Source organism: Pedobacter antarcticus (genome assembly GCF_900112985.1).
GTDB lineage: Bacteria > Bacteroidota > Bacteroidia > Sphingobacteriales > Sphingobacteriaceae > Pedobacter > Pedobacter antarcticus.
The window spans coordinates 20,696-42,062 of record NZ_FONS01000002.1 but is presented as its reverse complement, the minus strand read 5'-3'; the positions used below and the strand labels follow the sequence as shown (position 1 = coordinate 42,062).

Sequence of the window (21,367 nt, the reverse complement as noted above, 5' to 3'; positions counted from 1 at the left end):
CCGGCAATAAAAAAGCGGGATTCTTTTAAAAGAATCCCGCTTTTTTGCTTTATAAGTTACTTTATATTGTTCTTAGGACTTGAATTCTGACGTTTTATGGAATTCAATATCAGGATAATCTCTTTTGGTCATATTGATCATAAAATCATTATCTGCCAGGTATACGGGGTTACCGTCCTTATCCTGTCCAATATGTTGTTGTTTACGTTTAACAAATTCTTCCAGTTTGGTTTTGTCCTTCGAGGTCACCCAATTAGAGCGCGTATAACTCAGCATACGGAAGTGTGCTTTTGCACCATATTCGTGTTCCAGACGGAAAGCGATTACTTCAAACTGCAGGTCACCAACGGCACCTATTATTTTTCTGTTACCCGGCTGCGCAATAAATAATTGTGCAACGCCTTCTTCTGTCAACTGCTGGATGCCTTTCTCGAGTTGTTTTGTGCGTAAAGGATCTTTGTTCTCGACTTCTTTAAAGATTTCAGGAGAGAAGCTTGGAATACCTTTAAACTGTAATTGTTCGCCTTCAGTCAACGTATCTCCAATTTTGAAGTTTCCACTGTCATATAGGCCAACTACGTCTCCGGGCCATGCTTCTTCAACGATACTCTTCTCGTTGGCCATGAAGTCCATCGGGTTCGAAAACTTAAGCTTTTTACCTTGACGGGTGTGGTAATAGAATTTATTTCTTTCAAACTTACCGGAACAAACTCTCAGGAAAGCGATTCGGTCACGGTGTTTAGGGTCTAGATTGGCGTGAATTTTAAATACAAATCCAGAGAAGTTTTTCTCTTCAACCAATACTTCACGCTGCTCTGCTTCACGGCTCCTTGGACTTGGCGCAATATTGATAAATGTATCCAGTAATTCTTTAATTCCGAAGTTATTGATTGCACTTCCAAAGAACACTGGTGCAAGCAGCCCGTCTGTATATAGTTGAGGATCAAGTGTACCATATACACCGTCTACCAGCTCCAGATCGCCTTTAAGGCCATCCAGTTCTTTCGGTTTCAGGAAATTATGGAGGTTTTCATCATCCAGGTCATTCACCTCAATTACCGGATCTGCAATCTTGGTCTTGTCCGGCTCAAATAAGTTCAGGTGTTTATTATAAATGGAATAAACGCCTTTAAATGTATGGCCTTGTCCAATAGGCCATGAGAGCGGGCAAAGGCTGATATTAAGTTTCTTTTCTATCTCATCAAGCAGATCAAATGCATCTTTACCTTCCCGGTCCATCTTATTTACAAAGATAATTACCGGGGTATTCCGCATACGGCAGACGCCCATCAATTTTTCAGTCTGCTCTTCGACACCTTTCACGCAGTCTACAACGAGAATAACACTATCTACAGCAGACAGGGTGCGGTAGGTGTCTTCAGCGAAGTCCTTGTGACCTGGTGTATCCAGAATGTTAATGCGTTTGCCTTTATACTCAAAGCCCATAACAGACGTGGCAACTGAGATTCCACGTTGTTTTTCAATCTCCATAAAATCTGAAGTACTGCTTTGATTGGCTTTATTCCGTTTTACCGCCCCGGCAGTGTTGATGGCTCCTCCAAAGAGAAGAAACTTCTCGGTTAAAGTGGTTTTCCCTGCATCGGGGTGACTGATAATGGCAAATGTTTTACGTTTTTCTATTTCGGGGTGGATCATATGGGATTAAGCAAATAGCTTGATGAAGCTGCAAAGATAATTATAATATATAAAATAAAAACCGGCCCCTTTGGAAGGCCGGTTTTCTGTGTACTGAAAGGTGCGTTAATGTTTAAATGCTTAGTTGCCTCTTCCACCGCGGTTACCAGATCTGCTGCCAGATTCGGATCTCTGATTACTGCTTTCGGCACTTCTGGCTCTACTTTGCTCCTGAGACTGGCGTTGTTGTTGTGCCTGAGCTTCACGTTGCTGTGCTGCCTGTTGTCTTTGTTGATCCTGAGCCTGGCGTTGTTGCTGTTGCTGTTGCTGTTGCCTTTGTTGGTCCTGAGCCTGACGTTGTTGCTGTTGCTGTTGTCTTTGTTGGTCTTGAGCTTGACGTTGTTGCTGCACCTGAGCTTCACGCTGCTGCTGAGACCGTTGCTCTCTTTGTTGTCTCTGCTGATCCTGTTGCTGTGCCTGGGCTTCACGTTGCTGCTGAGACCGTTGATCTCTTTGCTGGCTTTGAACGTCACGTTGCTGCTGCGATCTCTGGTCTCTCTGCTGTATAGCTTGCTGTTGTTGTTCAGTACGTTGTGACTGCCGATTTTGCTCTTGCCCGGCATTGCGCGGATTAACATCAGAACGGGAGGGTCTAGCATTATTTTCTACAACGGTTCCGCTATTCCTGCTATTTGTAGAACCCTGACGGTTAACAGTACCTTGTCTGTCTGGTCTATTATTGTTATCTCCTCTGGAATTTGGATTGGACCTATCATTTGCATTACCTCTTCTATTATCGGCTGCTACAGAACTGCTTCCTCTGGTTCCTGGATTGTAAATGTTTAACCTGTTATTTGAAATATTCGTTCTGCCTGGCGTATTCGACCTGGAAACCTGATAAACTCTGACATCTCTATTCGTAACCCTACGGATTTCAGATGCTCTTGGACCAGTGTAATATGTACGTCTGTCTCTTCCGTAAGTATAATTTATAATTTTTGTACGGTTATAAATATTAATATTCACACCGCCGTAACGGGGATAATAATTGCTGTAGATATTACGCTGCGGAATAAAAACCCACCATGCGCTAGGCATATTGTATCCTCCGCCTCCAATGCTAATATTTATACCAGGGCCTAAAGGTGCCCAGCCGTAATATCCGCCACCACTTCTCCAGCTTACCCAGGCTGGGCCCCAAACTGTATCCGGAATCCATAACCATTGGCTATAACTATTTAGTACCCAACGACCGTAGTGAAACGGAGCCCAACCCCAGTCATAGTCAGATACCCAAGTGTTACCGTATTCAGTCATCGCCCAACGGCCATTACTGTAATAAGGCCTGAAATCACGTTGGTCGACATCTGGTCTCCAGACTCTACCGTACTGTGGATCATTCATCCAGGTTCCGTATGGTGAAAGTTCATCATAAAACGAATCCATGGAAATATCATCGTATTGCGCCATCGCCTTTTGAGGCGGCCCGCTGAACAGGAGCACTAGCCCCAGTATTATAGCTGGCAATTTGATTAGTTGTTTCATTTGTGTGTGTGTTAAAACCTAAACTAATTGATATGTGTTATCTCTTTGAGTAGTAAATAGTTCAAAAGTTTAAGTCATATTTACGAATTATATATTTTATTTTCTTTTAAAATGCAAATTTTGTTTTGCGCAAGACGGGTTTCTTCTGTTTTTCGTACAAGTCGCAATGTATTTGTATGCATCAGATGGATTTATTTTCAGTTCCAGACAACCGTTAATCAATATTTCATGCCGGTTTTTTCTCTTTATGGCGATTAATTCTTTTCCTTTGTATCAGATTGCCTGTCTGTTATCATAATGATGATTTTTCTATACACATTACATAAAACATACCAATTTTAATTGATTATTCTTTTGTAGAAGATTTGGGCAGGTAAACATTATAACAAATAAATACTAATGAAAAAAGGCACTCTTTATCTTATCCCTGTACCATTGGCTGAAAACGCATCGGCCAAGTCATTTACTCCATTTCTAGTTGATACTATCAATGCAATTCCAACATATATCGTTGAAAATGAAAAGACTGCCAGAAAATTTCTGAAAGAAGCGGGAATTAAAATTCCTCAGAGTGAGTTGACAATTCACGATTATGGTAAGCATAAAAGGAATGACTCAATGGTTCCATATTTCAAGGAACTAATGACCGGCAAAGATGTGGGGCTAATGAGTGAGGCTGGTTGCCCCGGTATTGCCGATCCTGGTGCTGAAATAGTTTCCGAAGCCCATAAAAGAGGTATTAAAGTCGTTCCTCTAGTGGGGCCCAATTCTTTATTAATGGCATTGATGGCCTCTGGATTTAATGGGCAGAGTTTTGTTTTCCACGGCTATCTCCCAATTGATAAGGTAGAACGGGTTAAGAAAATAAAAGAGCTGGAGAAAACTGCGGAGAAGGAAAAACAAACTCAGCTTTTCATTGAAACCCCATTCCGAAATAATCACCTATACGAAGATATTATCAAAAATACCGCTGCTCAAACGTTGCTGTGCGTTGCCAGTAATATTACCGGTGAAGATGAATTTATTAGAACACAGAGCATCGGACAATGGCGTCAGGAAAAAATAGATCTGCATAAAAAACCGACGATATTCCTAATCTACCGCTAGATTAGCGATACATGTTTTTACTATCCATAAATGCAATTACACTGTCTGGAACCAGGAATTCAATATTCTTGTTGTCCTTTAAAGCTTGTCTTATAAAGGTAGAGGAGATGTCCATCTGCGGGGTATCAGTCAGTGTAATTGACGGATGGTCTTTCCATTCTTCAATTACTGCGCCCGGTCTGGGGTAAACGTAAATCTTATAATTTTTCAGCAAAACTTCATAATTCTTCCATTTGCTTAATGAAGATAGGTTGTCTGCTCCCATAATAAGTACAAATTCCCTGGTTGGGTGCTTCTCTTGTAAGTAAGCCAGTGTATCGACTGTATAGGACGGCTGAGGGAGACTAAATTCAATATTACTTACCTGAAGACCTTCTGAAAACTCGGTGGCGAGCCTGGCCATTTCCAAACGATCGTACATGTTCCCCAATCCCTTTTTGTTCTTTAACGGATTATGAGGGGAGACGACCAGCCAAACTTCGTCAAGGTCAGTAAAATGGGCCATGTGTCCGGCAATTACCAGGTGACCCATATGAATGGGATTGAAAGAACCGAAGAACAGACCCGTTTTAGACATATTTATTACTTTGTGCCAATAAAAGCCGAAATTAATTTTTCTGCTTCGAGGCAGGCAGTTTCCAGGTCAAAGTTTTTAAGAATGACATCAAATTTATCTGCATATTCCAGTTCTTTCTCCGCCTTAACAAACCGCTCCTGCAGTTTTTCAGCGCTGTCTGTCCCTCGTCCGCTTAGTCTCGATTTCAGGACTTCAAGTGATGGCGGCTGAACAAAAATTGCCAATGCGTCTTTTTCATATTTACGCTTTAAGCGGAGTCCACCTTCTACGTCAATATCAAAAATCACATGTTTACCATCATTCCAGATTCTTTCTATCTCAGAGCGCAGAGTACCGTAGAATGTGCCATTATAGACCTCTTCGAACTCTACAAATTCCTGGTGTGCAACCTTGTGTAGAAAGGCCTCTTTAGAAATAAAGTAATAATCTTTTTCGTGCTGCTCATCACCGCGTGATTCACGTGTTGTGGCAGAAATGGAGAAACACAGGTTAGGGAATTTCTTTAGTAAATGTTTAACTATAGTCGTTTTTCCTGCACCTGACGGAGCCGAAAATATAATGAGTTTGCCTTGTATCATTTGATATGTGATATATTCTCTAATTCAGGTTAACTGATCAGAGAATGCATTTTATTGTTTCTTAAATAACGTTTAACAGCTGTTCTTTGATCTTTTCCAATTCCTCTTTCATACCCACAACCAGCTGCTGTATCTGCGCGTCATTTGCTTTGGCACCCATAGTATTGATCTCTCTGCCAATTTCTTGTGATATAAAACCAAGTTTCTTGCCATTTGCATCTTTACTTTTCAGCGTTTCAATAAAATAATTGCAGTGACTCTGTAATCTGATTTTTTCTTCAGTAATATCAAGTTTATCGATATAATAGATCAGTTCCTGTTCTAATCTGTTCTGATCCACATTAATTTTTCCAGCATGCTCTTCAAGAAATTGGTTCAAACGTGCACGGATCTGAGGAATTCTAAGTGGAGCCAGCTCTTCAACTTGTCTGAAAAAACTTAAAATGTTCTGGATGCGAAGTTCCAGATCTTCTTTCAACACAGCACCTTCTGTCTCCCGGAACTGATTGAAACTTTTTAAAGCAGCCTGAAATGTGGTTTGCAAAACATCCCATTCTCCTTCATTAACGACTTCTTCTGTGTAGCTGATAACATCTGGGAAACTCAACACCGCCTGTAGCAGATTATTTGAATTTGCTCCTAAATCGACATTAATAGCCTCTAGCTGCTTATAATATTTACTTAGCAGGGCAGCATTAATAGTTGCACCTTTCAGGTTTTCTTCGCTGCGCTCAATACTAATCGAAACATTTACTTTTCCACGTTCTATGTCTTTACTGCAGATATTACGAAGCAGAAGTTCTTTGTCCGCAAATGCCCTTGGTAATTTTAAGTTGAGTTCCAGGAACTTACTGTTGAGGGACTTAATCTCTACGGCAAATTTGGTATTATCCTGATCTGTAGAGGCCAGACCGAAGCCTGTCATTGATTTTATCATGTGCAAAGATATAATTTATTGTTAAAATGCTTGTTCTGTCCGGGTAATATTGACAGTTTACCGCATAGACCTGGGGCATTTTAACATAATTTAGCATATAGATTGCTATACAATCATTAAATTTACGTCAAATATTATCTAATGGGAGCGAGAGTTTATAAATACTTTTTGATGATCATCCTGCTGTTCTCGGCAGCCGGACTGAAAGCACAAGATGAGTTCTCGTTAAACGGAGTTGTCATGGTTAGCGGTGCGTCTACGCGGATTGCACTAGCCGAAATTACCAATCAGCGGACTGGTTATACTGTTGGAAGTAATGATATGGGACTTTTTAGAATTAAAGCGCTCAACGGTGATACACTAGTCGTAGTTAAAAGAGATTTCAGGGACAGAAAAGTAGTTGTTGTATCCAGTAAAGATATGGTTATTACTCTTAACAGGGAGTCTACGACCTTGAGTGAGGTGAACATCAGGGGCAAGTCTAAAAAGATGGAGTTGGATGAAATTAAACAGGAATTTCGTAATAAAGGTTCATTCTATCAGGGTAAGCCACCAGTGTTGTCTTATTTCTTTAAACCGTTGACAGCACTTTATGAGCTATTCGGTAAAACGCCTAAAAATGCGAGAAGGTTTGGGAAATATTATGCAACCGAAATGCAGCAGACCCAGGTTGATGGTTTTTTTAATGAGTCTTTGATCCGTAATAATACTGATTTAGAAGGGGCAGAGCTGGAGAAATTTATGCTGAACTACCGTCCCGATTATGAAAAATCCAAGCATTGGACTTCTTATGACGCGGTTAAGTATATCAGAGATTCTTATCAGCAATATACCGACACTTTGAAGAAGAAGTAGTTTAGATATCAAGCGCTGCACAGGCTTTTTCAGCAGCCTGTTTTTCGGCATTTTTCTTATTATAATCTCGTCCGATTCCAAAACTCTCGCCATCAATCATTGCCTGTATTGTAAATAGTTTGGGGCTTTCACCTTCACTGTTTTCTGCAATTTCAAAAGTTATATCCTTTGCATGCCGCTGGCACCATTCGATCAGTTTACTTTTGAAATTTGTCTCAGTTTGCTCCAGTGTATGGATGTCAATATAAGGCTTAACGATTCTTTTAAGCAGTAATTCTTTAGTGAAATTATAGCCTTTGTCCAGGTAAACTGCTCCAATCAGTGCCTCAAAAGCATCACCAAGCATTGAGTGATGTTTGGTCTGCATGTTAACCATGCGCTGGTCAAAAACAATCAGTTGATCAAAGCCCATCTTTCTGGCAAGCTGATTAAGGTTCGCCCTGTTGACGATTTTAGAGCGCATCTCAGTAAGAAAACCCTCTTCCTTATACGGATAATGCTTAAAGAGGAGCTCTGCAATCACCGAGCCTAATATTGCATCACCAAGGAATTCTAAACGCTCATTACTGCTTCGGCTACCGTTCTTTAGAACTTTAGCTACAGACCTGTGCCTGAATGCCATTTTATACAAAGTGGTATTTCCCGGCACAAAGCCCAGCATGTTTTTCAGCTTCTTTACAAAATCCTTATCAGGAGATAAATAAAGCTTATAGAGGTCGAATAGGGGCATTAAATTCTATTGGATTGTGGCATGATTACTCCTCGTATTTTTTAAAAATAACCGAGGCATTGTGTCCGCCAAAACCGAAAGTATTACTCAGCGCCGCACGAACTTCGCGTTTTTGCGGCGTATTGAATGTGAAATTCAGTTTCGGATCAAAATCAGGATCGTCTGTGAAGTGATTAATTGTTGGCGGAATGATGTCGTATTTTACAGCTAGAATGGCAGCAATCGCTTCAACAGCTCCGGCTGCACCTAAAAGGTGACCGGTCATTGATTTGGTCGAACTGATATTCAATTTGTAAGCATCTTCACCAAAAAGGTCAACAATTGCTTTAGTTTCACTGATGTCACCTAATGGAGTAGAGGTTCCGTGGACATTGATGTAATCAATATCAGAGGTTTTCATACCTGCATCTTTCAACGCATTGGTCATAACCATCTTAGCGCCAAGTCCCTGGGGATGTGGGGCGGTGATATGATTTGCATCGGCGCTCATTCCTCCGCCTACTAATTCAGCGTAGATTTTGGCACCGCGTGCTTTCGCATGTTCCAGCTCTTCCAGAATAATTGTTCCGGCACCTTCGCCTGCTACGAAACCATCCCTGTCCTTATCAAAAGGGCGGGAAGCCGTAGATGGGTCATCATTTCTGGTTGAAAGGGCATGCATCGCATTGAATCCACCGATTCCGGCCTCATTAATTATTGCTTCGGATCCTCCGCTTATAATAATATCTGCCATATCCAGGCGAATATAATTGTAAGCGTCAATCATTGCATTAGTTGATGATGCACAGGCAGATACAGTTGCGAAATTCGGACCGCGCAATCCATACTTAATAGAAATATGACCTGTGACAATGTCAATGATCATTTTCGGGATAAAGAAAGGATTAATGCGGGGAGTGCCGTCACCGGCATAATAATTTCTCATTTCATCCAGAAAGGTCTTAATACCACCAATTCCGGAGCCCCAGATTACACCAATACGGTTTGTATCCAGTTTTGAGAAATCAAATCCGCCGTCTTTGACGGCTTCATCAGTAGAAACGATAGCATACTGAACAAATGGATCTAATTTGCGGGCTTCTTTTTTTTCCAGAAAGTCTTCTACCCGGAAGTTTTTAAGCTCACATGCGAATTTTGTCTTGAATTTTTCTGTATCAAAACTTGTAATAGGCGCAGCGCCGCTCACACCTTTTAACAAATTCTCCCAGAATTCCGGGAGTGTATTGCCAATTGGAGTGAGCGCACCAATACCTGTAACGACTACTCTTTTTAATTCCATTTATACGGATTATACGGAGACCGTATGTTCTACTTTACGTTTTTCTCAAGGTAAGCAATTGCTTGACCAACAGTACCGATAGTCTCTGCTTGGTCATCAGGAATAGCTACATTGAATTCTTTTTCGAATTCCATGATAAGTTCTACAGTATCCAAAGAATCTGCACCTAGGTCATTAGTGAAAGAAGCTTCTGGTGTAACCTCGCTCTCATCCACTCCTAATTTTTCAACGATAATAGCCTTAACTCTTGAAGCAATATCAGACATAATGTTATAATTTAATGGGTTAAATAATTCAGTGCAAAGAAAAATAAATTCTAACACATTTCAAATGTTTTTATTTCTCTATCAATTTTAATGTTTTTATTTCAAACAGTAAAGCAAAATTAGTTTTATAATTTCGTATCCTCAAATAATCTTATCCATCTGCTTTGAACAAAACCTATTTAAAATTATCGCTGGACCTGGATTTCATCTTAATCGCGATTACAGCGTCCCTGAAGGACTATGTGCTATGCCATCAGATCAATACCAGACTTCATCTTGATTTTGAAAAAATAGAAGATCATGAGGTTTTTTTTAACGTAGATGAACCTGCCAGGGCCTACTCGAAATATTATTTTTATATTGAAGAGGGTGATAATACTTTTTTTGTCGTGGCAAATAGAAACAGGGAAGGATTTTTAATTCCTGAGATGAATAAGGTTGATTATTTCATGGTCATTCAAGGCTATATGGACAAAGAAGATCTGAATTCTATTCTCTCTGGACTAAATAAACTGCCTGATATTCAGGTTGCTGCGCAGATTGATCCGCTAAAACTAAAGTCTCATGAGAATTTGGTCATATAAATTTTATATGTAAGGTGTATTAAATACACTATATTTGATTCTGACAGCATTCGTTAAATAACAAAATTAACCAGACAAACATTGGTTTTTAAAGCGAAAAACCTTATTTAGTTTGTCAGTAACCAATAAAGTAACTCAAGATGAAACCCTTTCATTCCAGAACAAAAATTGTAGCCACGCTAGGCCCTGCTTCGGCAAAACCAGATGTTTTATACAGCATGTTTAATGCAGGACTAGATGTTTGCAGATTAAATTTTTCACATGGTTCTCAGGCAGATCACCAGGAAGTCCTGGATACGATCCGCTCAATTAATAAAAAATATAACTATAACGTTGGTATTCTTGCCGATTTGCAAGGGCCTAAAATCCGTATTGGAATCGTAAAAGATGGTGGTATTCACCTGGTTAACGGTAGCCGTACCGTTATTACTACGAAAGAATGCATCGGTAATGAAGAGCGTATCTACATCACTTATACAAGCTTCCCTAAAGACGTTAAAGCAGGCGAAATCATCCTTTTAGATGATGGTAAACTGCAAATGAAGGTTATTGAAACCAACCTTGAAGACGAAGTTATTTGTGAAGTGGTACATGGTGGTATTCTGACATCAAGAAAAGGAGTCAACCTGCCAAACACCAAAGTATCTATTCCTTCACTTACTCCTGAAGACAGAAAAAACCTTGAATTCGTTCTAGAAAATGATGTTGACTGGATCGGTTTATCATTTGTGAGAAATGCTGCAGATATAACTGAGCTGAAAGATATTATCAAAGCAAGAGGTAAAGGAGCAAGGGTTATCGCTAAAATCGAGAAACCAGAGGCTATTGCTAATATTGATGAAATTATAGCAGTTTCTGACGGAATCATGGTTGCACGTGGAGACCTTGGTGTTGAAATGCCGATGGAAGAAGTTCCTTTATTGCAAAAAATGATCGTTCAGAAATGTATTGCTGCTTCAAAACCGGTAATTATTGCAACACAGATGCTGGAAAGCATGATCACTACCCCAAGACCAACACGTGCAGAAGTGAATGACGTGGCTAACTCGGTACTTGACGGAGCTGACGCTGTGATGCTAAGTGGCGAAACATCAGTTGGTGAGTTTCCACTGATTGTTATCGAAACTATGCAGAAGATCATCCAGAATATCGAGCAAAACAACTATCCGTTCAACGTAGAGAAATTCCTTAAACCGAAATCAGCTACATTCCTTAGTGATGCTGTTTGCGACTCTGCTTGTTTCCTTGCTAAACAAACCAGCGCTGTCGGTATTGTCTCGATGACCGTGAGCGGTTATACTGCTTTCGAAATTTCAAGTCACCGTCCGGAAGCACTTACTTATATTTTCACAAATAATCTTCAATTACTAAATACTTTAAGTTTAGTTTGGGGCGTACGTGCTTTTTATTATGACAAATTTGAGAGTACAGATGAGACTATCCTGGATGTTAATGAACTGCTTGTCAAGATGAAGCTTGTTAAGAAAGGCGACGTATTGATTAATACTGCTGCTGTTCCAATGGAAAAACAAGGCAAGACGAATATGGTTAAAGTAACAGTTCTTGATTAATTTGTTTTAAGAGTCAAAAAAAATGCTACTTTTGCACTCCTCCAAGGAGAGGTGTCCGAGTGGTTGAAGGAGCACGCCTGGAAAGTGTGTATACCTCAAAAGGGTATCGAGGGTTCGAATCCCTCTCTCTCCGCAACAAAAAAACCTTGCAATCATTGATTTGCAAGGTTTTTTTTTGACCTTTTCGCTGATTTCTAGTAATCGGATTACGTTGGGTTGATGAAATACCATCTCTAATTAGGCAATTTATTATATTAGGAATCTAGATTCTTAAGATTAAAATTCAATGATAAGAAACGCCATTTTAATAACTGTATTTTTTTTATTCGCACAAAATGTACTGGGGCAAAAGCAGAGTACCCTCCACGACAGTATTTCCGTTTTTTTTGATGAAATTAAAAGAGCTTCAGAGAAGAGCACCGGACTTTGGGATAAAGGTTTATACGGACCTATGATTTTAATTGACCCCCAGACCAGGGAACTTTTTGCAAACGAATCTGATACTACAGGTATATTAAAGCTTAACGGGAATATTTATTCCGGAGTTTTGCCTGGTAATATCAATATTGCTAATACAGCTATAAACTGGAATGGGAAGAGGTGGGCTATGATTATGCTCCCCCTTCCTCAAAACAAGCAAGACAGGATTAATTTACTAGCCCATGAGTCATTTCACCGTATCCAACCATCCCTGGGCTTTACACTCAGTAACGTTGAGAATAATCACCTTGATCAAAAAGACGGAAGAGTTTATCTGCGTTTAGAATTGGAAGCACTGAAGAAAGCAATCGAATCCTCTTCAGAAAAAGAATTACAGCAGCATCTGACAAATGCCCTGACCTTTAGGAAATACCGGCATGCACTCTATAGTAAATCAGATTTTACTGAAAATATATTGGAATTAAATGAAGGAATTGCAGAATTTACTGGAGTTATAGTTAGTGGTAGAAACAAAGCACAGACAACAACATTTTTTTTGAATGGGATAGATGGCTTTTTTAGAAACCCCACATTCGTTCGTTCATTTGCCTATTATACTACTCCTGTTTATTTTTATCTACTGTATAATAAAAACAAAGCAAGGGCTAAAAAAATCACGGCAGAAACTGATTTAACTGCCTATCTTATTAGGGCATTTAATGTCAACATCCCGACAGACTTAAAAACAACGGTCGAAAACATATCCATTAATTATAATGGAGAAGTAATAATTGAGCAGGAAAAAGAAAGAGAAGAAAAAACTAGACAGCTCATCGCCGAATATCGATTGAAATTTATTGATCAACCTCATTTTGAGATAAAATTCGAGAAAATGAATGTTTCGTTCGATCCGAGGAATATTATTCCGATAGAAGATAAAGGAACGGTTTACCCGAATATCAGGGTTACAGATTTATGGGGTATTTTGACAGTTGAAAATGGCGCATTGATGAGCTCAAATTGGGATAAAATTTCAATTTCAAATCCTGCCAGAACAGAAGATAAAAAAATATTTGGTGATGGCTGGATACTTGAATTGACTGATGGCTATACAATAGAGAAGGACGGGGCAAGTGGAAACTATAAGTTGAAGCGGATTGACAGATAATATAAAGGTGATTTTTATATTATTTGATTAAACCCAATTGAAAGGACATCCGGATTAATACGGCGACATTTTTGGCTTTAAACTTTTGAAGCAGGTTTCTCCGGTGCATTTCAATAGTTAACGGACTTACACAAAGCCTATCGGCGATAACAGTTGACGTCTCCCCGGCAGCAATAAGCTTCAGGACCTCTAGCTCTCTTCGTGTCAGCTTTGGCACAGGCCCTTGTTCGTAAACAGCCGGTTGAGTAATGATTTCTTCAATACCAGTACTAAAACTCAGCTGACCATTCATAACCTGTGTAATACTTGAAATCAGCTCTTCTGACGAAGCATTTTTCAGCAAGTAACCATTTGCCCCATTCTGCAGCATCTGCATGATCAAGCTACGCTCGTTATGGTTCGTCAAGGCAATTACCCTTGTAGCTGGTGCCATTGTTTTTATTTCTCTGCAGATATCCATTCCATTACAGTCCGGCAGGCTGATATCCAGAATGACGACATCGACCTCCTGGCCTAGCAAAAAAGCGATTACATCCTGTCCTTTGGTGAAACTTGCCAGGACATTTAGTTGTTCATGAGAGCTTAGCAGTGCTTTCAGGCCTTGAATAATCAGAGGATGATCATCTACGATCACCAGGTTAACTTGTTTTGCAAACATCCAGTTCTATATTTATTATTGTTCCTTCATTAGGTTTGGAGCTCAGATCGAGTTTTCCATTCAAATACTCCACGCGGGCTTTGATATTTTCCAGGCCCATTCCCGCAGTTGCTATTTTCTGATCAGTGTCAAAGCCTTTTCCATCATCTTCGGCGGTGATCAGGAAGATGTTCTCATTCTGACTGCACTGGAGCATAATTGTCGAGGCCGATGCGTGGCGTACCGCGTTGGCCAGAATTTCCTGGATAATGCGGTAGATCATAATTTGGTTTTTTTCCGGTAGATCCGTCTTTATTCCAAAAGGCTGAAATTCAATCTTTAGTATTGGGGTAGAATATGACATGCACAGGTCAAGAATCGCTTGCTCCAGACCGAATTTGATCAGCGTTTCCGGCATCATATTTTTTGCGACGCGTCGCAATTCGCTTAATGAAGAGTCAAGCTGTCCCATTATTGCCATTTCCGTTTCTGAAGTCTGAGGTCCGTTTTTCTGAAACAAGGCCGACAGGTGAAGTCTGACTCCGGCAAGCAGGCCACCTAACCCATCATGTAAATCTCTGGCCATTCGTTTGCGTTCGCGTTCTTCACCTTCAATGAGGGCAGAACCTACTTGCAGCTGTTTCTGCTGGGCCAGCTCTTTGAGCTGCTGCTTATAACTTATTTTTTCCTGTCTTGCCAGGCGACGGCTTTTTTGATAATTAAGTAGGACTAGAAATAAAAGGAGAAGAAAAAATAGTACTGCAACGGCCAGGAGCCAGCTCATTAATCTGTTATTTGCCGCACTAAATTCTGCTTTGGCTTTTTGGGATTTTAGCATTGAGATATTATGAAGGTTTTCCTGATTACGGAATCGGATTTCCATCTCATAAATTTCTTTTTTGATATTACTTTCTGAGATGCTGTCGTTCAGCCTGCTGTATTGCTCCATCCAGAAATAAGCATTTGGGAATTGTTTGTCTGCAGCATAGACCTGGGCTATAGTTTTATAGGCATTCCGTCGGACATTAGAAAGCGACTGAAACATTTCATCCTGCTGCAATTCATAGAATACTTTTTCAGCGGCTCTGTAATTCTTCAGTTTGCTGAAAGATTCCAGCTTTTCCAATAACAATCCATGATTCATATATTCGGTATGCAGTTCTGAAGCTAGAGATAATCCTTTATCGGCGCTTATCAGTGCTTTTTTATAAGCAGAAGTCTTATTCAGATACATGCTCTCTGCAGCATAAAAATGCGAATTAATAGGTGATTTAGGGAATTGGACGAGACGCTTGCGCGCTTCATCAAGCATTGCGGCAGCCTGTTTGTACTCTTTAAGCAGGCATAAAGTTGAAGATGCGTCAACGTATACTGCCGCTACCCGGCTGGAGTTACTCTTCACTTTTTTCAGGCCGTCGATTGCCATGGAAAAATAAGCTTTGGATTGCTTATTCTGCCCGATATTGGATAACAGTGTGGCGAGATCAGCATACATAAAATATAAGAGAATATCGCCTTTGCCTTTTTTTGTCAGGGGTATTGATTTGGAAATTATTGTATTTACTGCTTCGGTCTGTTTGTCGTTAAGCTGGAGTACCGATGCATAGTTCAACCAGATTTTAGATCTGAACAAGTAGGCTTCATCGGTAGTAAACTTAGCGAGCAGACTATCTGCTTTTTTATATAAGATAAGGCCGCGTTCGTCGTCGTCCGGAAGAAATGCGGCTTCGTAAAAAGGCACGCCTGCTAAAAGAAAGGGATGTGCCTTTGCCAGTTTATTAGCTTCTTTTAAGTAGATCCTCGCTTGTTTTACATCAGTTTTGGAGAAAAATCCTGAGATGAAATAGTTAGCAAGTGCCCGGCTGCTATCCCCCATATTCTTGTTTTGCGCCACTTTCCTCAAGCTATCTAAATACCGGTTTTCTTCGATGGGAATTTGCCCGATTGCGAACAAAGGGAATAAGATTAAAAGCCCTAGCAGTCTAATCATCCAGGTAAAATAATAATTAATCAGAATAATGGAGAAAAATCCCCAAAAATACTGGAAAACCAGTATATATTTTATCTCAAATACACGTATTGCAGCAACTGGTAATTCCCGATAATTTTGCCGTTAGTTATATTAAGTATTAACTCATTTAAATCAAACCAACCTATGAAAAAGTTAAAACAAAAGATCCAGTGGTTAAAATTTATAGCGGCACCATGTCTGTTACTCCTTGTGTTGTCGAGCTCATGCTCTAAAGACAAAGACAACAACCCGCAAGGTGGCAATTCTTATCCAAAAGAGGTGGAGGTAGAATATCGTCTAACTTCTGTACGTGGAATAACTTCCGGAGATGTAATTTATCACAATTCAACAGGAGGAAATACGCTGGTAGATAAAGTTACCCTTCCGTACTCTGTGAAATTTAAAAGAACGGTGAACTTTACCGACAACCTAGCAATCAGTATAAATGCTTTAGGTTCCGGAGAAGTGAAAGCCGAAATCCTGGTAGATGGTAAAGTTGTAACCACCCAAAATTATGCGGGTACGTCCGTCATTACCGGAGCTGCCATATATATTTTCCAATAAAATTTAAATTTGGTAATCAGAACCTGTGTCTTAACCTAAAGGCACAGGTTTTTTTATGAGCTAAACAAGCCTGAGTAGGAACCCTAACGCAACACATTGTTGCTAAGTTCCACACTTTTTTATGCTATTTTTCGCCAAATAGCTTGTTTTTGGCCTTAAAACGGCACGGCATAATAGTTGGACTATGGCAAAATATAAAAAAATTTATATGCCATTCCAAATGATGAATATAACAGACGACAGAACGAGATTAATAGATGCATCGGAGTCAGTAGCTACATTAAATGTACAGGAAAAATTGGTTCGGGACAAGAGTATCATTAGTCAAATCAAAAAAGCAACTTTAACACCCTTGAATTATACAATTCTGATTAGTGCATTTTTAATGTTACTGGGGGGTGCTTTCTTAGTTTATAAGTTACAGCCACAATTTGAGCAGATCCATTTAGCAAGAATGGAAACGATGTGGGGAACTGCACTGATAATTACCGGTATCGTGTTGCTTTCCGTACAAGTTTCCTTTATACTTTATATGGTCTTCCTTTATCTGCGTTATAAACCAGTTAAATCTGTTACGGATGACAAGCTTCCTTCGGTTACTGTTATTGTGCCGGCTTATAATGAAGGAAAATTAGTTTGGGAAACACTACTTAGTCTGGCTGCGAGTGATTATCCAGAGCAGAAGATTCAAATTATCTCTATAGATGATGGTAGCCAGGACGATACATGGTACTGGATGAAAAAAGCGAAAGCTCATTTAGGAGACCGCCTTTCGATTTACCAACAACCTAAGAATATGGGAAAAAGACACGCTTTACACCGTGGCTTTAAAATGGCAGCAGGCGATGTTTTTGTTACTGTAGACAGCGATTCGATTGTTAAAAAAGATACTATGCGTAATCTGGTTAGTCCGTTTGTGACCAATGAAAGATGTGGCGCAGTGGCAGGAAACGTTCGTGTGCTGAATGATAAATCAGCTATGATTCCAAGAATGCTGAATGTAAGTTTTGTTTTCAGTTTTGAGTTTGTACGCTCCGCGCAAAGTGCAATTGGAAGTGTTTTTTGTACACCAGGCGCCTTGGCAGCTTATAAAAAAGATGCAGTTTTAGCTTGTTTAGAAGAGTGGATGAATCAGACATTTATGGGAAAACCGACCGACATTGGTGAAGATCGTGCAATGACCAATATGATTCTGAAACAAGGTTACCATGTTTTATTCCAGAGAAATGCATTAGTATTAACTAATATTCCTGAAAAATATAAAAGCTTGTATAAAATGTTTATCAGATGGGAACGAAGCAATGTTCGCGAGAATATTATGATGAGCAAATTTGCTTTTACAAAGTTTCGTAAAGAATCAACTGCGGGAACCAGAATATTATTAATGGTTCAATGGTTGAACGTGCTGATGGCCTTCCCTTTTACTTTATTGATGGCATTTTTAGTAATCACACAGCCAGTGTTGTTTATTAGTGCAACTCTGTTAAGTATCCTTATCTTTTCGAGTATACAAATGTTCTTTTATGCCAAAAAGCATGGTATCTCCGAATCGTTCTGGGCATATCCCTACAGTATTTTCTATGCATTTGCACTGTTCTGGATTACACCATACGCTATTGCAACAGCAGGAAAAAGCGGATGGCTTACACGTGGTCTGGCCGACAAAAACTAGTACCAGTTACCCTAAACCATAAAGCGTCTTAAGTTTATACTTAAGGCGCTTTTTTATTTTAAATAAGACGTATAGGTTTTCAATCAACCAGATTCCTGAAAATTAGCAGTGTAATTGATCTTATATTAAAACTTTTATGCAAAGTTATGCAATTTTGTATTACTTTGCACTATCAAATAAATAATGAATAATGTTGGAAATGATAACCAAAGCAAAAAATGCGACCAGAAGTATATTCCTGGTTTGCGGATTAGGAATCTCCAGCTGGGCGCCTATGGTTCCATTTGCGAAAGAGAGGCTCCAGTTAAATGATGCCAGTCTGGGGCTGCTGCTGCTGCTATTAGGCGGAGGCGCGATTACAATGATGCCTATTAGCGGTTATCTTGGCCATAAATACGGAAACAGAATAGTAATTCTTATTGCCACACTTGTGATAGCAGTTATGCTGCCATTATTGTTATTCATGAATACCGTATGGACTATGGCTATTTGTCTGTTTATCTTTGGTTCTGCGATCGGTACCGTAGACGTCGCGATGAACTCACATGCAGTACAAGTCGAACATATCTATGGGAAGCCAATTATGTCTTCATTTCATGGTCTTTTTAGTACAGGCGGATTATTTGGCGCATTAGGTTTGGGTTTTTTAATTAAAATGGGGCTTACACCCATAGCTACTGCTTTAAGCATTTCTGTTTTGCTCGTACTCATCGTCTCCCGTTTTTATACCTCATTTCTGGATCATACTACGCAAATGCGGATCGGGCAGGAGCAGTCTTCTGATATTGTTCCTGCGCAAAACAATGCACATCCCTGGTTAAAAAAGAGTGTTTTGTTTTTAGGTATGATGTGCTTTTTCGTCTTTTTATCAGAAGGAGCTATGCTGGACTGGAGTGCTGTCTTTTTGCACGAGAACCGGGGTGTGGAAGAAGAGCTTGCTGGAATGGGATATGCTGCTTTTTCAGTAGCAATGGCTACCATGCGTTTATTTGGTGACGGAATTGTTTCCCGGTTAAGCGGTAGGGTTGTCGTAGTTGGCGGTAGTTTAATTGCTGCTATGGGACTTTTAATTGTAGTATTTACTCCATGGGCGGCAGCATCTTTATTTGGATTTATACTGTTGGGCCTGGGCGCAGCTAATATTGTTCCCGTATTCTTCAGTGAAGCCGGCAGATTAAAGAATATTCCAGCTTCAGTCTCTATTCCTGCTATTACCACCATAGGTTATGCAGGACAACTCGCGGGACCAGCATTATTAGGCTTTATCGCGCACTGGTTCTCTTTGCCTGCTGCACTCGGTTTCACCGGATCATTATTTTTAATAGTAGCTTTGGCGTATACCTTTAAGAAAACAGTCTGATGTCAATTTTAACGGGTAGTCATTAAATAAAATGCTGAAAGAAGAACGCTTTGATCATATCATCAACTTATTAAAGAAAGAAAATAAAGTAAGTTATGATCAGCTGGCCGGAGAGCTGCATGTATCAGAAGATACTATCCGCAGGGATATTGATGCTTTATACCAAAATGGCTTGCTGTCGAAAGTACGTGGAGGGGCAATCACTCTTGCGAAAAATCCGCTCAGTTTTCAGGACCGGTCTTCGCATCTGTCGGAAGGAAAAGAAGCAATTGCATTAAAGGCGAGACAATTCATTAAAAACGGACAGACAATATTTATGGACGGTGGTACCACGGTATGTGCAATTGCCGCCAGTTTACCGTTGGATTCTAATTTGAGGGTAATTACCAATAATATGGCACTGATACCCATCTTATCTAATTTTAACAATATAGAGGTCATTGTGTTAGGTGGGAAATATAATAGGGACACCCAAACCAATTCGGGTCTGCGTACAATTGATGAAGCCAGGGAGTATATTGCAGACTGTTATTTCATGGGTGCTTGTGCCTTGCATCACGAATTGGGAGTTACTTCAGTATTCAATGAAGAAGCCAGTATTAAACGTGCAATGATTAGTAATGCCAAAAAAATAATTGTGTTAGGCAATGTAGAAAAATTGAGTACGACTGAACCTTTTAGAGTTTGCGACCTTGCGCAGGTCAATGTGTTGATTACTGACCTGCCTAGCGACAGTGATCTACTTGATTCGTACAGGAGTCTGGGTATCCGGCTCATTTAACGTAGTATTTTATTTAACCTATGAGACGAATTGTTAAATCAAGACCAGAGCATGAAGACAGAATTGTGTCCATATGGCTGGAAGCCTCTAAGGTCGCACATCATTTTATACCAGCCTCCTATTGGGATGAACATGTAGAAGAAATGCGGACAATTTATTTGCCCTCTAGTCAAACCTATGTATATGAAGACCAGCAAACGCTTGATATACTAGGCTTCATTTCTATGATTGACAATTATGTGGCTGCAGTTTTCGTCTCTCCAGGTTTTCATCGGCAGGGAATAGGAACCGTGCTGCTTGATTTCGCGAAAAGCAGATACCGGGAATTAGATCTTGGCGTGTATGTAAAAAACAAAAAAGCAATTGCATTTTATACCAAGAATGGTTTCCTGCCTGTTATGCAGAAATTAGAAGAAAATACCGGCGAAATGGAGCTTGTTATGCTTTACCGTGGAGAAAAAGAAACGTTAGTCCCATTTCACATTTAGGTTATGCTTGTCAGCATATGCTTTTCCCTTTTCCATCAACGAAATGTATTTAGTCTCAAAAGTTTCAGCATATTTATCTTCGATTTTTCTGGACATTGCTTCCTTTTCTTCCTTCGATCCTTTAGCATCACAAAGTTTTGCATAGGCCATATATTCATTTTTGTAAACCGGGAGAACATAAGCATAAAGATCAAGCGACTCCTTTATGATTTCTTTGGTCGAGCTGTTTTCAGTCAGGCCCTTAATATCTTTAACCACTTTTTCCATGTAGAGTATTTTGTTGCCCAGATAACTGACAGCTTCGTCTCCATTCTTCTTAGAGCTTGGAATATCAGGATATTCAGTAGTAGTGTCACTAATATGTTTAGCCAGTCTGGGTGTTGCGAAATCAGTGACTATATTGGTATTTAGCACGGCTACTCCAAAAAATTTATCAGGTGTTTCTGCACAGGAATTTAGCAGTAACACGCAAAGCATAAGAAGGCTGAAAATAGGAAGTTTGAGATATGATTTTGTAGCTAATGTATTCATGTTATAATTTGAAAGATTCTTTTAAACGTATTCAGGCTCTCAATGGCAAATATACTGCCCAATATGCTGTC

General features: G+C 39.8%; 21 protein-coding genes and 1 tRNA gene. 11 read left to right on the top strand and 11 right to left on the bottom strand.

Features of this window, described 5'->3' with window-relative positions; all coding sequences use genetic code 11:
* Positions 1 to 72 precede the first annotated feature (72 nt).
* Both BM192_RS05185 and BM192_RS20730 read right to left on the bottom strand, forming a co-directional pair.
* On the bottom strand, positions 73 to 1,656 hold the full coding sequence (locus tag BM192_RS05185) for a peptide chain release factor 3 (RefSeq protein ID WP_037441354.1): 1,584 nt from the start codon (positions 1,654 to 1,656) through the stop codon (positions 73 to 75).
* 120 nt (positions 1,657 to 1,776) lie between these two features.
* Entirely contained in the window at positions 1,777 to 3,180 is a 1,404-nt protein-coding gene (locus BM192_RS20730) for a DUF6600 domain-containing protein (protein ID WP_037441357.1), read from the bottom strand.
* 399 nt (positions 3,181 to 3,579) lie between these two features.
* Between BM192_RS20730 and BM192_RS05175 the strand changes: the two genes are divergently transcribed.
* A complete protein-coding gene (locus BM192_RS05175; RefSeq protein ID WP_037441359.1) occupies positions 3,580 to 4,287 on the top strand; it encodes an SAM-dependent methyltransferase in 708 nt (235 codons plus the stop codon).
* A gap of 1 nt (position 4,288) precedes the next feature.
* On the opposite strand, the gene nadD is transcribed toward BM192_RS05175, so the two are convergent.
* The 3 genes from nadD to BM192_RS05160 form a co-directional block, all read right to left on the bottom strand.
* On the bottom strand, positions 4,289 to 4,864 hold the full coding sequence (gene nadD, locus BM192_RS05170) for a nicotinate (nicotinamide) nucleotide adenylyltransferase (protein ID WP_037441361.1): 576 nt from the start codon (positions 4,862 to 4,864) through the stop codon (positions 4,289 to 4,291).
* Between the two features lie 5 nt (positions 4,865 to 4,869).
* On the bottom strand, positions 4,870 to 5,442 hold the full coding sequence (gene gmk, locus BM192_RS05165) for a guanylate kinase (RefSeq protein WP_037441364.1): 573 nt from the start codon (positions 5,440 to 5,442) through the stop codon (positions 4,870 to 4,872).
* A gap of 61 nt (positions 5,443 to 5,503) precedes the next feature.
* Positions 5,504 to 6,367: a YicC/YloC family endoribonuclease gene (locus BM192_RS05160; RefSeq protein WP_037441367.1), complete on the bottom strand. Its 864-nt coding sequence runs from the start codon at positions 6,365 to 6,367 to the stop codon at positions 5,504 to 5,506.
* A gap of 153 nt (positions 6,368 to 6,520) precedes the next feature.
* Between BM192_RS05160 and BM192_RS05155 the strand changes: the two genes are divergently transcribed.
* Positions 6,521 to 7,234, top strand: coding sequence for a hypothetical protein (locus BM192_RS05155; RefSeq protein ID WP_037441369.1), 714 nt, complete (start codon positions 6,521 to 6,523; stop codon positions 7,232 to 7,234).
* A 1-nt stretch (position 7,235) separates the two neighbouring features.
* On the opposite strand, the gene rnc is transcribed toward BM192_RS05155, so the two are convergent.
* From rnc to BM192_RS05140, 3 genes are read right to left on the bottom strand one after another with little or no spacing between them, the layout of a single operon-like run.
* Positions 7,236 to 7,964: a ribonuclease III gene (rnc, locus tag BM192_RS05150; protein WP_051759916.1), complete on the bottom strand. Its 729-nt coding sequence runs from the start codon at positions 7,962 to 7,964 to the stop codon at positions 7,236 to 7,238.
* A 25-nt stretch (positions 7,965 to 7,989) separates the two neighbouring features.
* Positions 7,990 to 9,243: a beta-ketoacyl-ACP synthase II gene (fabF, locus tag BM192_RS05145; RefSeq protein WP_037441375.1), complete on the bottom strand. Its 1,254-nt coding sequence runs from the start codon at positions 9,241 to 9,243 to the stop codon at positions 7,990 to 7,992.
* A gap of 29 nt (positions 9,244 to 9,272) precedes the next feature.
* The gene (locus BM192_RS05140; protein ID WP_008508386.1) at positions 9,273 to 9,509 is read right to left on the bottom strand and encodes an acyl carrier protein; all 237 of its coding nucleotides are present in this window, start codon (positions 9,507 to 9,509) and stop codon (positions 9,273 to 9,275) included.
* A 164-nt stretch (positions 9,510 to 9,673) separates the two neighbouring features.
* Between BM192_RS05140 and BM192_RS05135 the strand changes: the two genes are divergently transcribed.
* The 4 genes from BM192_RS05135 to BM192_RS05120 all read left to right on the top strand — a co-directional run bounded on the left by BM192_RS05135 (position 9,674) and on the right by BM192_RS05120 (position 13,252).
* Positions 9,674 to 10,093: an IPExxxVDY family protein gene (locus tag BM192_RS05135; RefSeq protein WP_037441381.1), complete on the top strand. Its 420-nt coding sequence runs from the start codon at positions 9,674 to 9,676 to the stop codon at positions 10,091 to 10,093.
* Between the two features lie 140 nt (positions 10,094 to 10,233).
* Positions 10,234 to 11,664, top strand: coding sequence for a pyruvate kinase (pyk, locus tag BM192_RS05130; protein WP_037441384.1), 1,431 nt, complete (start codon positions 10,234 to 10,236; stop codon positions 11,662 to 11,664).
* A 45-nt stretch (positions 11,665 to 11,709) separates the two neighbouring features.
* A tRNA-Ser gene (locus BM192_RS05125) sits at positions 11,710 to 11,797 on the top strand.
* Between the two features lie 153 nt (positions 11,798 to 11,950).
* Complete coding sequence (locus tag BM192_RS05120) at positions 11,951 to 13,252, top strand: hypothetical protein (RefSeq protein ID WP_081857511.1); 1,302 nt, start codon at positions 11,951 to 11,953, stop codon at positions 13,250 to 13,252.
* A gap of 19 nt (positions 13,253 to 13,271) precedes the next feature.
* Here the strand turns inward: BM192_RS05120 and BM192_RS05115 are convergent, their stop codons facing one another.
* Both BM192_RS05115 and BM192_RS05110 read right to left on the bottom strand, forming a co-directional pair.
* A complete protein-coding gene (locus BM192_RS05115) occupies positions 13,272 to 13,910 on the bottom strand; it encodes a response regulator (RefSeq protein ID WP_037441386.1) in 639 nt (212 codons plus the stop codon).
* Positions 13,891 to 15,879, bottom strand: a complete 1,989-nt coding sequence (locus BM192_RS05110) for a sensor histidine kinase (protein WP_037441388.1) — start codon at positions 15,877 to 15,879, stop codon at positions 13,891 to 13,893. Before BM192_RS05110 ends, BM192_RS05115 begins: the two co-directional genes overlap by 20 nt.
* A 165-nt stretch (positions 15,880 to 16,044) precedes the next feature.
* Between BM192_RS05110 and BM192_RS05105 the strand changes: the two genes are divergently transcribed.
* The 5 genes from BM192_RS05105 (at position 16,045) to BM192_RS05085 (ending at position 20,765) form a co-directional block, all read left to right on the top strand.
* Entirely contained in the window at positions 16,045 to 16,464 is a 420-nt protein-coding gene (locus tag BM192_RS05105) for a hypothetical protein (RefSeq protein ID WP_037441390.1), read from the top strand.
* A gap of 220 nt (positions 16,465 to 16,684) precedes the next feature.
* Complete coding sequence (locus BM192_RS05100; protein WP_212611579.1) at positions 16,685 to 18,136, top strand: glycosyltransferase family 2 protein; 1,452 nt, start codon at positions 16,685 to 16,687, stop codon at positions 18,134 to 18,136.
* Positions 18,137 to 18,326: 190 nt separating this feature from the next.
* Positions 18,327 to 19,496: an MFS transporter gene (locus tag BM192_RS05095; protein ID WP_037441392.1), complete on the top strand. Its 1,170-nt coding sequence runs from the start codon at positions 18,327 to 18,329 to the stop codon at positions 19,494 to 19,496.
* Positions 19,497 to 19,527: 31 nt separating this feature from the next.
* Entirely contained in the window at positions 19,528 to 20,277 is a 750-nt protein-coding gene (locus BM192_RS05090) for a DeoR/GlpR family DNA-binding transcription regulator (protein WP_037441394.1), read from the top strand.
* Positions 20,278 to 20,297: 20 nt separating this feature from the next.
* A complete protein-coding gene (locus BM192_RS05085) occupies positions 20,298 to 20,765 on the top strand; it encodes an N-acetyltransferase (RefSeq protein WP_088775982.1) in 468 nt (155 codons plus the stop codon).
* On the opposite strand, the gene BM192_RS05080 is transcribed toward BM192_RS05085, so the two are convergent.
* The gene (locus BM192_RS05080) at positions 20,745 to 21,296 is read right to left on the bottom strand and encodes a hypothetical protein (protein ID WP_037439005.1); all 552 of its coding nucleotides are present in this window, start codon (positions 21,294 to 21,296) and stop codon (positions 20,745 to 20,747) included. The two genes, BM192_RS05085 and BM192_RS05080, sit on opposite strands and share 21 nt — an antisense overlap.
* Positions 21,297 to 21,367 lie beyond the last annotated feature (71 nt).

Coding starts and splice junctions, on each gene's coding strand:
- BM192_RS05185 (WP_037441354.1), bottom strand. CDS start 1,656: ATGATCCACCCCGAAATAGAAAAACGTAAAACATTTGCCATTATCAGT.
- BM192_RS20730 (WP_037441357.1), bottom strand. CDS start 3,180: ATGAAACAACTAATCAAATTGCCAGCTATAATACTGGGGCTAGTGCTC.
- BM192_RS05175 (WP_037441359.1), top strand. CDS start 3,580: ATGAAAAAAGGCACTCTTTATCTTATCCCTGTACCATTGGCTGAAAAC.
- nadD (WP_037441361.1), bottom strand. CDS start 4,864: ATGTCTAAAACGGGTCTGTTCTTCGGTTCTTTCAATCCCATTCATATG.
- gmk (WP_037441364.1), bottom strand. CDS start 5,442: ATGATACAAGGCAAACTCATTATATTTTCGGCTCCGTCAGGTGCAGGA.
- BM192_RS05160 (WP_037441367.1), bottom strand. CDS start 6,367: ATGACAGGCTTCGGTCTGGCCTCTACAGATCAGGATAATACCAAATTT.
- BM192_RS05155 (WP_037441369.1), top strand. CDS start 6,521: ATGGGAGCGAGAGTTTATAAATACTTTTTGATGATCATCCTGCTGTTC.
- rnc (WP_051759916.1), bottom strand. CDS start 7,964: ATGCCCCTATTCGACCTCTATAAGCTTTATTTATCTCCTGATAAGGAT.
- fabF (WP_037441375.1), bottom strand. CDS start 9,243: ATGGAATTAAAAAGAGTAGTCGTTACAGGTATTGGTGCGCTCACTCCA.
- BM192_RS05140 (WP_008508386.1), bottom strand. CDS start 9,509: ATGTCTGATATTGCTTCAAGAGTTAAGGCTATTATCGTTGAAAAATTA.
- pyk (WP_037441384.1), top strand. CDS start 10,234: ATGAAACCCTTTCATTCCAGAACAAAAATTGTAGCCACGCTAGGCCCT.
- BM192_RS05120 (WP_081857511.1), top strand. CDS start 11,951: ATGATAAGAAACGCCATTTTAATAACTGTATTTTTTTTATTCGCACAA.
- BM192_RS05115 (WP_037441386.1), bottom strand. CDS start 13,910: ATGTTTGCAAAACAAGTTAACCTGGTGATCGTAGATGATCATCCTCTG.
- BM192_RS05110 (WP_037441388.1), bottom strand. CDS start 15,879: ATGATTAGACTGCTAGGGCTTTTAATCTTATTCCCTTTGTTCGCAATC.
- BM192_RS05105 (WP_037441390.1), top strand. CDS start 16,045: ATGAAAAAGTTAAAACAAAAGATCCAGTGGTTAAAATTTATAGCGGCA.
- BM192_RS05100 (WP_212611579.1), top strand. CDS start 16,685: ATGATGAATATAACAGACGACAGAACGAGATTAATAGATGCATCGGAG.
- BM192_RS05095 (WP_037441392.1), top strand. CDS start 18,327: ATGTTGGAAATGATAACCAAAGCAAAAAATGCGACCAGAAGTATATTC.
- BM192_RS05090 (WP_037441394.1), top strand. CDS start 19,528: ATGCTGAAAGAAGAACGCTTTGATCATATCATCAACTTATTAAAGAAA.
- BM192_RS05085 (WP_088775982.1), top strand. CDS start 20,298: ATGAGACGAATTGTTAAATCAAGACCAGAGCATGAAGACAGAATTGTG.
- BM192_RS05080 (WP_037439005.1), bottom strand. CDS start 21,296: ATGAATACATTAGCTACAAAATCATATCTCAAACTTCCTATTTTCAGC.